We start from the raw sequence: 12016 nt of genomic DNA, 5'->3' as shown, positions 1-12016 counted from the left end.
TATTAAGCGTTAAAAACTTTTTCAAGTGAAATACCTCTATCTCTAGCAATTGCATTGGCATCCCTTAACTGTAATAAAGCATCAAACGTTGCTTTTACTACATTATGAGGATTAGAAGATCCCTGAGATTTTGATAATACATCATGTACTCCAACGGCCTCAAGAACAGTTCTAACAGCACCACCAGCAATAACTCCTGTACCAGGAGCAGCAGGAATGATATTTACTCTTGCTCCACCATATTTCCCTTTTTGTTCGTGTGGTAATGTTCCTTTTATAATAGGAATTCTTACTAGGTTTTTCTTAGCATCTTCAACTGCTTTTGCAATAGCACTGGCAACATCTTTAGATTTTCCTAAACCTTGTCCTACAACACCTGCTTCATCACCAACCACTACGATTGCTGAAAAACCAAATGCTCTACCACCTTTAGTTACTTTTGTAACTCTTTGTACACCAACTAAACGATCTTTAAGATCTAATCCACCTGGTTTTACTAACTCTGCACTTTTATATTTTTGAAACATAATATTCTAGAATTTAAGTCCTGCTTCTCTAGCTCCTTCAGCTAATGATTTTACTCTACCATGATATAAATAACCACCTCTGTCGAAAGCGATCGTTTCTACCCCTGCTTTTAAAGCCTTCTCAGCAATTGCTTTTCCTACTAGAGTAGCAATCTCTGTTTTAGTACCTTTTGCAGAACTAATATCTTTATCTCTTGAAGATGCAGCACTGATAGTTGTACCATTTACGTCATCCACAATTTGAGCATAAATTTCTTTATTACTTCTAAAAACAGTTAATCTTGGTCTAGCTTCTGTTCCAGAAACCACCTTACGAATTCTGTTTTTAATCCTTTGTCTTCTTTGATTCTTTGTTAATGCCATAACTATTTTATTAAGCTGATTTACCTGCTTTTCTTCTTATTTCTTCACCAACAAACTTAATCCCTTTCCCTTTGTAAGGCTCAGGTTTTCTAAATCCGCGGATCTTTGCAGCTACTTGACCAACAAGTTGTTTATCAAACGATGTTAACTTTACTATTGGGTTTTTCCCTTTTTCTGAAACCGTTTCAACTTTTACTTCTGGAGCAATATCTAAAACAATATTGTGAGAAAAACCTAAAGCTAAATCTAATTTTTGTCCTTGGTTTGATGCTCTATAACCAACCCCTACCAATTCTAATTCTTTAGTCCATCCTTTAGATACACCTTCTATCATGTTATTGACTAGAGATCTATATAAACCATGTTTAGCTTTATATGCTTTAGAATCCGCTGATCTGGTTACTAAAACATTTCCATCTTCAACTTTAATTTCTACAGTATCGAAGTTTTGAGTTAATTCACCCAACTTTCCTTTTACTGTGATTACGCTATCTTTTACTTCTACTGTAACTCCTTCTGGAATTGCAACAGGGTTATTTCCTATTCTTGACATTTCTTTCTCCCTTTTAGATTAGTAAACGTAACATAATACTTCACCACCTACGTTATCTCTTTTGGCTTGTTTGCCAGTCATTACTCCGTGTGAAGTTGAAACGATGGCAATACCAAGTCCATTAAGGATTCTAGGTAATTCTTTAGAACCAGCATACTTACGCAAACCTGGTTTACTAATTCTTTGAAGTTTCTTAATTACAGGCTCTTTAGTTTCTTTATTGTACTTAAGTGCTATTTTAATAGTTCCTTGTACAGTTGAATCGTCGAACTTGTAGCTTAAAATATATCCTTGCTCGAATAATATTTTAGTGATGTCTTTTTTTAAGTTAGATGCTGGGATTTCAACCACTCTGTGATTTGCTCTTATTGCATTTCTAACTCTCGTAAGATAATCCGCTATTGGATCTGTATACATATTTATTAATTTGCGGTAGTGGTTTTCAAAAAAATTTCTTTTGAACCTAAAACCAATTTATAATTCTTTTTTTACCAACTTGCTTTTCTAACACCAGGTATTAACCCTTTGTTAGCCATTTCTCTAAATGTAACACGAGAAATCCCAAAATTTCTCATATACCCTTTAGGCCTCCCTGTTAATTTGCATCTATTATGCATACGGATAGGAGAAGCATTTTTAGGCAACTTTTGTAATGCTTCGTAATCTCCAGCTTCTTTTAAAGCTTTACGTTTCTCAGCATATTTAGCTACTGTTTTTGCTCTTTTTACCTCACGGGCTTTCATTGATTCTTTAGCCATAACTTAGTTCTTTTTAAAAGGTAACCCTAGTTCTGTTAATAATGATTTTGCTTCTTTATCTGTATCGGCAGATGTTACAAATGTAATATCCATACCAGAGATTTTATTAACTTTATCAATGTTAATTTCTGGGAATATAATTTGCTCGGTAACTCCTAAATTGTAATTACCTCTTCCGTCAAAACCTGTAGCTTTAATTCCGTTAAAATCTCTAACGCGTGGTAGCGCAGATGTCACTAAACGATCTAAGAATTCATACATTCTTTCTCCACGCAAAGTAACTTTAGCACCAATTGGCATTCCTTTACGTAATTTGAATGATGCAACATCTTTTTTAGACAATGTTGATATAGCTTTTTGTCCAGATATAGTGGTCAACTCTTCTACTGCGTAGTCAATTAACTTTTTGTCTGCTACTGCTGCTCCAACACCTTTAGATATTACAATCTTTTTAAGTACTGGAACTTGCATAACATTCTTATATCCAAATTCTTCTGTAAGAGCTGCAATTACTCTGCTTTTATACTCTTCTTTAAGTCTAGGTGAATATGCCATAACTATATTACTTCATTAGATTTTACTGAAAATCTCACTTTCTTATCGCCCTCCATTCTATAACCTACTCTTGTTGTTTCTCCATTTGAAGTTAACAATGATAAGTTTGAAATATGAATAGCAGCTTCTTTTTCTACGATTCCTCCTTGTGGATTTTGTGCACTTGGTTTTGTATGTTTCTTCACCATGTTTACACCCTCAACGATCGCTTTGTTCTTATCTATTAATACCTTTTGTACTTTACCTTCAGACCCTTTATGGTCGCCAGCAATTACTTTCACAGTATCTCCAGTTTTTATTTTAAGCTTTGTCATCTTAAATTAATGTATTAAAGCACTTCTGGTGCTAATGATACAATTTTCATGAATTGTTTATCACGAAGTTCTCTAGCAACAGGACCAAATACACGTGTTCCTCTCATTTCACCCGTTGGGTTTAATAAAACACAAGCGTTATCATCGAATCTAATATAAGATCCATCTGGTCTTCTTACTTCTTTTTTAGTACGAACAACAACTGCAGTAGAAACAGCACCTTTTTTAATGTTTCCATTAGGTGTTGCGTCTTTAACAGAAACAACTATTTTGTCTCCTACAGAAGCGTATCTTCTTTTAGTACCACCTAGAACACGTATTGTTAATACTTCTTTTGCTCCAGTGTTATCTGCTACCTTTAATCTTGATTCTTGCTGTACCATAATTATTTAGCTCTTTCTATGATTTCAACTAATCTCCAACATTTAGATTTACTTAAAGGTCTTGTTTCCATGATCTTTACAGTATCTCCAATATTACAATCGTTTGTTTCGTCGTGTGCAACATACTTTTTTGTCTTTAACACGAACTTACCATACATAGGGTGTTTTACTTTTTTAACCTCAGAAACCACAATAGATTTCTGCATTTTGTTACTTGTAACAACTCCTATACGTTCTTTTCTTAAATTTCTTGTTTCCATCTTTCAGCAGAATTATTGTAATTCTCTTTTAGTTAATTCTGTCGCAATTCTAGCTACAGTACGTCTTACAGTACGCAACTGAATTGGATTTTCTAAAGGAGATATTGCGTGAGCTAGTTTAAGGTCTGAATAACTCTTTTTTGTTTCACCAAGTTTCTCTTGTAACTCAGCTGTAGATAATTCTTTAATTTCTGATTGTTTCATAATATCAAATAAATTATGCTTCGTAATCGCGAGCAATTAAAAACTTAGTTTTTACTGGTAACTTTTGCGCTGCTAAGCGTAATGCTTCTTTTGCAACTTCTAGTGGCACACCACCAACTTCAAATAAAACACGTCCAGGTCTGCAAACTGCCACCCAATATTCAACGGCTCCTTTACCTTTACCCATACGTACTTCAAGAGGCTTTTTTGTGATAGGTTTGTCTGGAAATATTTTAATCCAAAGTTGTCCTTCTCTTTTCATGTAACGTGTAGCCGCAATACGAGCTGCTTCAATTTGACGTGACGTTATAAAAGTTGCGTCTAATGCTTTTATTCCAAAAGTTCCATATGATAATTGGTGTCCTCTTCCAGAGAGCCCCTTCATACGTCCTTTTTGTTGCTTACGAAATTTTGTTCTTTTAGGCTGTAACATTTTTCTTTACTTTATAAAAAATTACTTTCTACGACGTTGGTTAGATTTATTTCCACCACGTCCTCCGGCTCCACCTTTTCCTTGCTTTTTGGATAAACCAACTAGCGGAGAAAGTTCTCTTTTACCATATACTTCGCCTTTCATGATCCATACTTTAACACCCAACCTACCATAAGTAGTGTGTGCCTCAACTAAAGCATAATCAATATCGGCTCTAAAGGTAGATAAAGGAATACGCCCTTCTTTGTAATGTTCAGATCGTGCCATTTCAGCACCATTTAAACGACCACTAATCTGGATTTTAATTCCTTCAGCATTCATACGCATTGTAGCAGCGATAGCCATCTTTATTGCACGTCTGTATGAAATTCTGTTTTCAATTTGACGAGCAATACTAGATCCTACTAAAAATGCATCAAGCTCAGGTCTTTTAATTTCAAAGATGTTAATCTGAACTTCTTTTCCAGTAATCTTCTTAAGCTCTTCTTTTAACTTGTCTACCTCTTGACCACCTTTACCGATAATAATACCAGGTCTAGCAGTAGTGATAGTAACGGTTACAAGTTTTAAAGTTCTTTCAATAATTACTCTACTAACACTAGCTTTAGATAAACGTGCGTGAACGTATTTTCTAATTTTATCATCTTCGGCAAGCTTATCTCCATAATCATTACCTCCGTACCAGTTGGATTCCCATCCTCTGATAATACCTAAGCGATTTCCGATTGGATTTGTTTTTTGTCCCATACTTCTATCTTAGCTTTGTGTGTTATTGTTAGCTCCAACTACTAATGTAACGTGGTTAGAACGTTTTCTAATTCTGTGTGCACGACCTTGTGGCGCTGGACGTAATCTTTTTAACATAGATCCGCCATCAACTCTAATTTCTTTTACAAATAATTCAGCCGATTCAATATCTGCATCTTCATTTTTAGCTTGCCAGTTGGCAATAGCTGATAATAACAGCTTCTCTAAACGACCTGATGCTTCTTTTTGGTTGAACTTTAAGATATTAAGTGCATGTTCTACCTTTTCGCCTCTTACTAAATCGGCTACTAAACGCATTTTTCTTGGTGATGTAGGACAATTATTAAGTTTAGCAAAAGCAACTTGCTTTTTTGCTTCCTTAATAGCGTCTGCCATTTGTTTTTTACGACTTCCCATAGCTTACTACTTTTTACCTTTATTTTTAGCACCTGCATGTCCACGGAATGAACGTGTTGGTGAAAATTCTCCTAACTTATGACCTACCATGTTTTCTGTTACATAAACTGGTACAAATTGACGGCCATTATGTACTGCGATTGTTTGTCCTACAAAATCAGGAGTAATCATACTGGCTCTTGACCAAGTTTTGATTACTGTCTTTTTGTTAGATTCAACATTAGCAGCTACTTTTTTCTCTAATTTATAATGAACGTAAGGTCCTTTTTTTAATGATCTTGCCATGTCTTATTTCTTTCTACGTTCTACAATATATTTATTACTTGCTTTAGTCTTAGAACGGGTTCTATAACCTTTAGCAGGAATACCGTTTCTTGAACGTGGGTGTCCTCCTGAAGATTTACCTTCACCACCACCCATTGGATGATCAATTGGATTCATAACTACTGGTCTAGTACGTGGTCTTCTTCCTAACCATCTTGTTCTACCTGCCTTACCACCAACTAATAATTGATGATCTGAATTAGAAACCACACCTACCGTAGCCATACAGTTAACAAGCACTAATCTTGTTTCTCCTGAAGGCAATTTAATAGTAGCAAATTTACCATCTCTTGCCATTAACTGAGCAAAAGCACCAGCACTACGAGCCATAACAGCCCCTTGTCCCGGACGTAATTCTACACAAGAAATAATAGTCCCTAATGGAATTTCACTCAACGGCATAGCGTTTCCAATTTCTGGAGCAACACCTTCTAAACCAGATACTACATTTTGCCCAACTTTTAAACCATTTTGAGCAATAATGTATCTTTTTTCGCCATCTTGATAGTTCAATAAAGCAATAAAAGCGGTTCTGTTTGGATCGTATTCAATAGACTTAACTTCTGCTGGAATTCCAGCTTTGTTACGTTTAAAATCGATAATACGATACTTTCTTTTATGACCTCCACCAATATAGCGCATGGTCATTTTTCCTTGACTGTTTCTACCACCAGACCTTTTATTCGGAACGAGCAAGCTCTTTTCCGGCTTATCAGTAGTTATGGCGTCATAACCATTTACTACTCTAAATCGCTGTCCTGGTGTGATTGGTTTTAATTTTCTTACTGACATTGTCGTCTAATTACATGTTACTGTATAAATCAATCATTTCACCTTCCGCCAGTTGTACAATTGCCTTTTTAACAGCATTTGTTTTACCATGTTGAATACCTGTTTTTGTAAAACGGGTTCTTCTATCTGGACGGACATTTATAGTACGAACTTTTTCAACAGAAACACCATAAACAGCTTCCACTGCTTTTTTAATTTCTACCTTGTTCGCCTTAGTATTCACTGCGAAAGTATAGCAGTTTCTTAACTCGCTATCTGCAGTCGCTTTTTCTGTGATTATAGGTTTAATTAAGATACTCATCTGTTTCTTATTTACTTAAGTTTGTTTCAATTCCTTCTAAAGCACCTTCCAAAAGCACAACTTGATTTGCATTTAGAATTTTATAAGTGCTTAATTCTGAAGTAGTTATAACTTCAGAGCCTTTTAAATTGCGCGATGACAAATATACGTTATTATTTGACCCACCCAACACAAACAGAGATTTTTTGTTTTCAAGCTCTAAGGCTTTTAAAATCGCTGTAAAGTTTTTCGTTTTTGGAGCCTCAAAATTAAAGTCTTCTAAAACTGTAATTGATTTTTCTCCTGCTTTGATACTTAGTGCAGATTTACGTGCTAATCGCTTAACATTTTTATTAAGTTTAAAGCTGTAATTTCTTGGTCTTGGACCAAACATGCGTCCTCCTCCTTTAAATACACCAGACTTAATACTACCTGCTCTTGCCGTACCAGTTCCTTTTTGCTTTTTAATCTTACGTGTACTTCCAGCAATCTCACCTCTTTCTTTAGATTTGTGAGTTCCTTGACGTTGATTTGCCAAGTATTGCTTAACGTCTAAATACACAGCGTGATTATTAGGCTCAATAGCGAACACATCTTTAGAAAGGTCTGCCTTTCTTCCTGTGTCTTTTCCGTTTATATCTAAAACTGCTACTTTCATTATTTTCTAATAATTACATAAGCGTTTTTGTGTCCAGGCACACAACCTTTAACAACAAGTAGATTCTTTTCAACTACTACTTTTAAAACTCTTAAATTTTGAACTTTTATTGTTTCTCCACCCATTCTTCCAGCCATTTTCATGCCTTTAAAAACTCTTGCAGGGTAAGATGCAGCTCCAATTGATCCTGGTGCTCTTAAACGGTTATGTTGACCGTGAGTCGCTTGACCTACTCCACCAAAACCATGACGTTTTACAACACCTTGAAATCCTTTACCTTTAGATGTACCCGATATATCAACAAATTCACCCTCAGTGAAGTGTTCTACAGTGATAGCATCTCCTAATTTGTACTCCTCCTCAAAACCTTTGAATTCAACAACTTTACGCTTTACAGAAGTACCCGCTTTTTTAGCATGACCTAAGTCTGCTTTTGTAGCGCTTTTTTCTGTCGCGTCATCGAAACCTAACTGAACAGCTTCATAGCCGTCAACCTCTTCGGTTCTGACTTGGGTAACGATACATGGCCCAGCTTCGATTACTGTACAAGGAATATTCTTCCCATTCTCATCAAAGATGCTGGTCATACCGATTTTTTTTCCAATTAACCCAGACATAATTTAATTATTAATTTATTTATTACTTATTTAAAAAAATTCAGGGACAAAATACGTTTCGTCCCTGAAATGTATTTACCCGTTTTTCCCGCGACCACATCGGTGGGACATGTTTGCTTCGACTCCGCTCAGCAACCAATAATAATTGTTGGTTGAGCGAAGTCGAAACCAATTATTATACCTTAATCTCTACCTCAACACCACTTGGTAACTCAAGTTTCATTAACGCATCAATAGTCTTTGATGACGAAGAGTAGATATCCAATAATCTCTTATAAGAACTTAATTGAAATTGCTCTCTTGATTTCTTGTTTACGTGTGGTGAACGTAATACTGTGAAAATTTTCTTGTGTGTTGGCAATGGAATAGGTCCAGTTACTACAGCTCCAGTGCTTTTTACAGTCTTTACAATCTTATCAGCAGACTTATCTACTAAGTTGTGATCGTAAGATTTTAATTTTATTCTGATTTTTTGACTCATTTTCTTAGATTTTAAGCTTCAACACCTTTAGCTGCCTTAATTACTTCTTCAGATATATTCGAAGGTGTTTCAGCATAATGTGAAAATTCCATTGTTGACGTTGCACGACCTGATGATAATGTTCTTAATGTAGTAACATACCCAAACATTTCTGACAATGGTACGGTAGCCTTTACAGTTTTTGCACCTGCTCTATCTCCCATGTCACTTACTTGACCTCTTCTTCTATTTAAATCACCTACAATGTCACCCATGTTTTCTTCAGGTGTAATCACCTCAAGTTTCATAATAGGCTCCATAATCACCGCTTTTGCAGCTTTTGCAGCAGCTTTAAATCCAAGTTTAGCAGCCAATTCGAATGATAATTGATCCGAATCCACATCATGATAAGAACCATCTGTTAATGTTACTTTCATAGCATCAACTTCATATCCTGCTAATGGTCCATTAACCATAGCCATTTTGAATCCTTTTTCAACAGAAGGAACAAATTCCTTAGGAACGTTACCTCCTTTTATTTCAGAAATAAATTCCAATCCTACTTTTCCTTCCTCAGCAGGTTCCAATGTAAATACAATGTCTGCGAATTTACCACGACCACCAGATTGTTTTTTATAAACTTCTCTGTGTTCTGCACGTTGTGTAATTGCTTCTTTGTATTCTACTTGTGGTTGACCTTGGTTTACTTCCACCTTAAACTCACGTTTAAGACGATCAACAATAATATCTAAGTGAAGCTCCCCCATTCCAGAAATAATAGTCTGACCTGAAGCTTCGTCTGTTCTTGCAGTAAATGTTGGATCTTCTTCAGCTAGTTTCGCTAAAGACATCCCTAATTTATCAACATCTGCTTTTGTTTTAGGCTCAACCGCAATACCGATTACTGGATCTGGAAAATCCATAGACTCTAAAACAATAGGATTTTTTTCATCAGACATAGTATCTCCTGTCTTGATATCTTTAAACCCTACTGCTGCACCAATATCTCCTGCTTCGATATAATCGATTGCGTTTTGCTTGTTAGAGTGCATTTGATAAATACGAGAGATACGCTCTTTTTTACCTGAACGGTTGTTCAATATGTAAGAACCAGCATCTAAACGACCTGAATATGCTCTAAAGAATGCCAAACGACCTACAAAAGGATCTGTAGCAATTTTAAATGCCAAAGCCGAAAACGGATCCTTAACATCTGGCTTACGTACAGCCTCTTCTCCTGTTCTTGGATCTGTACCTACAATATTATCTCTATCTGTTGGAGATGGTAAGTAACGACAAACAGCATCTAATAAAAACTGTACACCTTTATTTTTAAAAGCAGAACCACAAATCATAGGAATGATAGCCATATCCATTACAGCAGCTCTAAGTGCGGCATGCACTTCCTCTTCTGTAATAGAATCTTCATCTTCCATGAATTTTTCTAACAGCTCCTCATCGTAAGTTGCAACTTCTTCTATTAAAAGCGCACGGTACTTACGAGCTTCTTCTTTCATATCTTCTGGGATATCGATTACATCAAAAGTCGCCCCTTGAGTTTCATCATGCCAAACAATAGCACGATTCTTTACTAAATCGATAATTCCTTTAAAGTCAGCTTCATCACCAATATTCAAAACAATTGGCACGGCGTTAGACTTTAACATATCTTTTACTTGCTGACAAACACCTAAAAAGTTAGATCCCTGACGGTCCATTTTATTAACAAAACCGATACGGGGCACTTTATAGTTATCCGCTAGTCTCCAGTTAGTTTCAGATTGTGGCTCAACACCATCAACTGCACTAAATAAGAACACTAAACCATCAAGTACACGTAAAGAACGATTTACCTCAACAGTAAAATCTACGTGACCTGGTGTGTCAATTATATTAAAGTGATATCCTTTAGTTTCAGGAGTTGGCTGCCCATTTTCAATTGGGAATTTCCACTCACAAGTTGTAGCTGCAGAAGTAATTGTAATACCTCTTTCTTGCTCTTGTTCCATCCAGTCCATTGTAGCAGCACCATCATGCACTTCTCCAATTTTATGAGACACACCTGTATAATAAAGAATACGTTCTGTAGTTGTAGTTTTTCCTGCATCAATATGTGCAGCAATACCTATATTTCTAGTAAATTTTAAATCTCTTGCCATGTCGTATTAAAATCTAAAGTGAGAGAATGCTTTATTTGCTTCTGCCATTTTGTGAGTATCAACTCTTTTCTTAACCGCTGCCCCTTCTTCTTTAGCTGCTGCTAAAATTTCTGAAGCCAAACGTTGCGCCATAGATTTTTCGTTTCTTTTGCGCGCATAGCCTATAAGCCATTTCATTGCTGTTGAAACTTTACGATCTGGACGAATCTGCATTGGAATTTGAAATGTTGCACCACCAACACGACGGCTACGCACTTCTACGTGAGGCATCACATTAGACAAAGCATCTTTCCATGTCTCTAAAGCTGTTTTTTCTTCGTCAGTTTTTTTCGAGTCTACAATATCAATAGCATCGTAGAATACTTTAAAAGCGACAGACTTTTTTCCGTCCCACATCATCATATTAACGAAACGAGTAACTAACTGATCGTTAAAACGTGGATCTGGTAAAAGCGGTCTCTTTTTTGCTGCTCTTTTTCTCATGTCTTCTTCTTAAAGTTTTAAATTACTTCTTAGGGCGTTTAGCACCATACTTAGATCTACGTTGTGTTCTACCTGAAACACCTGCTGTGTCCAAAGCACCACGAACGATGTGATATCTAACTCCTGGCAAATCTTTTACCCTTCCACCTCTAACCAATACTATCGAGTGCTCTTGTAGATTATGTCCTTCTCCACCAATGTATGCATTAACCTCGTTACCGTTTGTTAAACGAACCCTTGCCACCTTACGCATTGCTGAGTTTGGTTTTTTAGGAGTTGTCGTATAAACACGAGTACACACACCACGTCTTTGCGGACAAGAATCTAAAGCAGCCGATTTACTCTTCTTGGTTATTTTGGCTCTTCCTGTTCTTACTAATTGTGAAATTGTTGGCATATATATTATATATAAATTTTAAAATCCTCTTCTAAGAGGGCTGCAAAGGTAGAAATTAAAATGAATAATTCAAATCCTAATTCATTAATTTTCATGCCTTAATGAATATTTGCTTTTCATAGAATACTTCAACCAAGCCCCGCACATGTTTCAACCTCTTTATTTATCTACCTAAATGGCCTCATTCTACCTTAAAAAAACTCTAAAGTTAATAGCCCTTTTTTAATAAGAAAGACAACCTAATTCTAATAGATCTGAAAAATTATCTAATCACTTATATTATAAGTCTAGGTTTTCCGTTAGATTTACACAATAATCAGCTAGCTATCATA

At 35.9% G+C, this 12016-nt stretch carries 22 protein-coding genes; all 22 read right to left on the bottom strand.

Translation table 11 applies throughout. The annotated features are described in order from the left end of the window. Window positions 1–2 precede the first annotated feature (2 nt). Entirely contained in the window at window positions 3–527 is a 525-nt protein-coding gene (gene rpsE / locus HHX25_RS09825) for a 30S ribosomal protein S5 (protein ID WP_169672640.1), read from the bottom strand. 6 nt (window positions 528–533) lie between these two features. Then, a complete protein-coding gene (rplR, locus tag HHX25_RS09820) occupies window positions 534–890 on the bottom strand; it encodes a 50S ribosomal protein L18 (RefSeq protein WP_169672639.1) in 357 nt (118 codons plus the stop codon). A 10-nt stretch (window positions 891–900) separates the two neighbouring features. Then, complete coding sequence (gene rplF, locus HHX25_RS09815) at window positions 901–1443, bottom strand: 50S ribosomal protein L6 (RefSeq protein ID WP_169672637.1); 543 nt, start codon at window positions 1441–1443, stop codon at window positions 901–903. Between the two features lie 18 nt (window positions 1444–1461). Further along, the gene (gene rpsH / locus HHX25_RS09810; RefSeq protein ID WP_169672635.1) at window positions 1462–1860 is read right to left on the bottom strand and encodes a 30S ribosomal protein S8; all 399 of its coding nucleotides are present in this window, start codon (window positions 1858–1860) and stop codon (window positions 1462–1464) included. Between the two features lie 71 nt (window positions 1861–1931). After that, window positions 1932–2201, bottom strand: a complete 270-nt coding sequence (rpsN, locus tag HHX25_RS09805) for a 30S ribosomal protein S14 (protein WP_169672633.1) — start codon at window positions 2199–2201, stop codon at window positions 1932–1934. Between the two features lie 3 nt (window positions 2202–2204). Beyond that, on the bottom strand, window positions 2205–2756 hold the full coding sequence (rplE, locus tag HHX25_RS09800) for a 50S ribosomal protein L5 (RefSeq protein ID WP_135877600.1): 552 nt from the start codon (window positions 2754–2756) through the stop codon (window positions 2205–2207). 2 nt (window positions 2757–2758) lie between these two features. Then, on the bottom strand, window positions 2759–3070 hold the full coding sequence (gene rplX / locus HHX25_RS09795) for a 50S ribosomal protein L24 (protein ID WP_169672631.1): 312 nt from the start codon (window positions 3068–3070) through the stop codon (window positions 2759–2761). 14 nt (window positions 3071–3084) lie between these two features. After that, window positions 3085–3453, bottom strand: coding sequence for a 50S ribosomal protein L14 (gene rplN / locus HHX25_RS09790; protein WP_019386277.1), 369 nt, complete (start codon window positions 3451–3453; stop codon window positions 3085–3087). 2 nt (window positions 3454–3455) lie between these two features. Beyond that, complete coding sequence (gene rpsQ / locus HHX25_RS09785) at window positions 3456–3713, bottom strand: 30S ribosomal protein S17 (RefSeq protein WP_054729566.1); 258 nt, start codon at window positions 3711–3713, stop codon at window positions 3456–3458. A 12-nt stretch (window positions 3714–3725) separates the two neighbouring features. Beyond that, window positions 3726–3917, bottom strand: coding sequence for a 50S ribosomal protein L29 (gene rpmC / locus HHX25_RS09780; RefSeq protein ID WP_169672629.1), 192 nt, complete (start codon window positions 3915–3917; stop codon window positions 3726–3728). 13 nt (window positions 3918–3930) lie between these two features. Next, window positions 3931–4350, bottom strand: coding sequence for a 50S ribosomal protein L16 (rplP, locus tag HHX25_RS09775; RefSeq protein WP_169672626.1), 420 nt, complete (start codon window positions 4348–4350; stop codon window positions 3931–3933). A gap of 21 nt (window positions 4351–4371) precedes the next feature. Continuing rightward, on the bottom strand, window positions 4372–5097 hold the full coding sequence (rpsC, locus tag HHX25_RS09770; protein WP_169672625.1) for a 30S ribosomal protein S3: 726 nt from the start codon (window positions 5095–5097) through the stop codon (window positions 4372–4374). A 9-nt stretch (window positions 5098–5106) separates the two neighbouring features. Beyond that, window positions 5107–5514, bottom strand: a complete 408-nt coding sequence (gene rplV, locus HHX25_RS09765; RefSeq protein ID WP_169672623.1) for a 50S ribosomal protein L22 — start codon at window positions 5512–5514, stop codon at window positions 5107–5109. Window positions 5515–5520: 6 nt separating this feature from the next. Then, on the bottom strand, window positions 5521–5799 hold the full coding sequence (gene rpsS, locus HHX25_RS09760; RefSeq protein ID WP_054851677.1) for a 30S ribosomal protein S19: 279 nt from the start codon (window positions 5797–5799) through the stop codon (window positions 5521–5523). Between the two features lie 3 nt (window positions 5800–5802). Continuing rightward, complete coding sequence (rplB, locus tag HHX25_RS09755; protein WP_169672621.1) at window positions 5803–6630, bottom strand: 50S ribosomal protein L2; 828 nt, start codon at window positions 6628–6630, stop codon at window positions 5803–5805. Between the two features lie 10 nt (window positions 6631–6640). Further along, window positions 6641–6931, bottom strand: a complete 291-nt coding sequence (gene rplW / locus HHX25_RS09750; protein ID WP_169672619.1) for a 50S ribosomal protein L23 — start codon at window positions 6929–6931, stop codon at window positions 6641–6643. A 7-nt stretch (window positions 6932–6938) separates the two neighbouring features. Continuing rightward, window positions 6939–7568, bottom strand: a complete 630-nt coding sequence (gene rplD / locus HHX25_RS09745; protein WP_169672617.1) for a 50S ribosomal protein L4 — start codon at window positions 7566–7568, stop codon at window positions 6939–6941. Beyond that, window positions 7568–8185: a 50S ribosomal protein L3 gene (rplC, locus tag HHX25_RS09740; RefSeq protein ID WP_169672615.1), complete on the bottom strand. Its 618-nt coding sequence runs from the start codon at window positions 8183–8185 to the stop codon at window positions 7568–7570. The genes rplD and rplC overlap by 1 nt, the downstream gene beginning before the upstream one ends. 175 nt (window positions 8186–8360) lie before the next feature. Next, complete coding sequence (gene rpsJ / locus HHX25_RS09735) at window positions 8361–8666, bottom strand: 30S ribosomal protein S10 (RefSeq protein WP_007650482.1); 306 nt, start codon at window positions 8664–8666, stop codon at window positions 8361–8363. A gap of 11 nt (window positions 8667–8677) precedes the next feature. Next, window positions 8678–10804, bottom strand: a complete 2127-nt coding sequence (fusA, locus tag HHX25_RS09730; protein ID WP_169672613.1) for an elongation factor G — start codon at window positions 10802–10804, stop codon at window positions 8678–8680. A 6-nt stretch (window positions 10805–10810) separates the two neighbouring features. Continuing rightward, window positions 10811–11287 carry a 30S ribosomal protein S7 gene (gene rpsG, locus HHX25_RS09725; protein WP_102756995.1) on the bottom strand — a complete coding sequence of 159 codons (477 nt, stop codon included), beginning with the start codon at window positions 11285–11287 and terminating at the stop codon, window positions 10811–10813. A gap of 22 nt (window positions 11288–11309) precedes the next feature. Further along, window positions 11310–11684 (bottom strand): 30S ribosomal protein S12, encoded by a 375-nt coding sequence (rpsL, locus tag HHX25_RS09720; protein WP_102756994.1) that lies wholly within the window; start codon window positions 11682–11684, stop codon window positions 11310–11312. Window positions 11685–12016: the final 332 nt, after the last annotated feature.

This window comes from Flavivirga algicola (genome assembly GCF_012910715.1).
Lineage (GTDB): Bacteria > Bacteroidota > Bacteroidia > Flavobacteriales > Flavobacteriaceae > Flavivirga > Flavivirga algicola.
The sequence above is the reverse complement of the archived record's forward strand: the minus strand, read 5'-3'. Positions and strand labels throughout refer to the sequence as shown.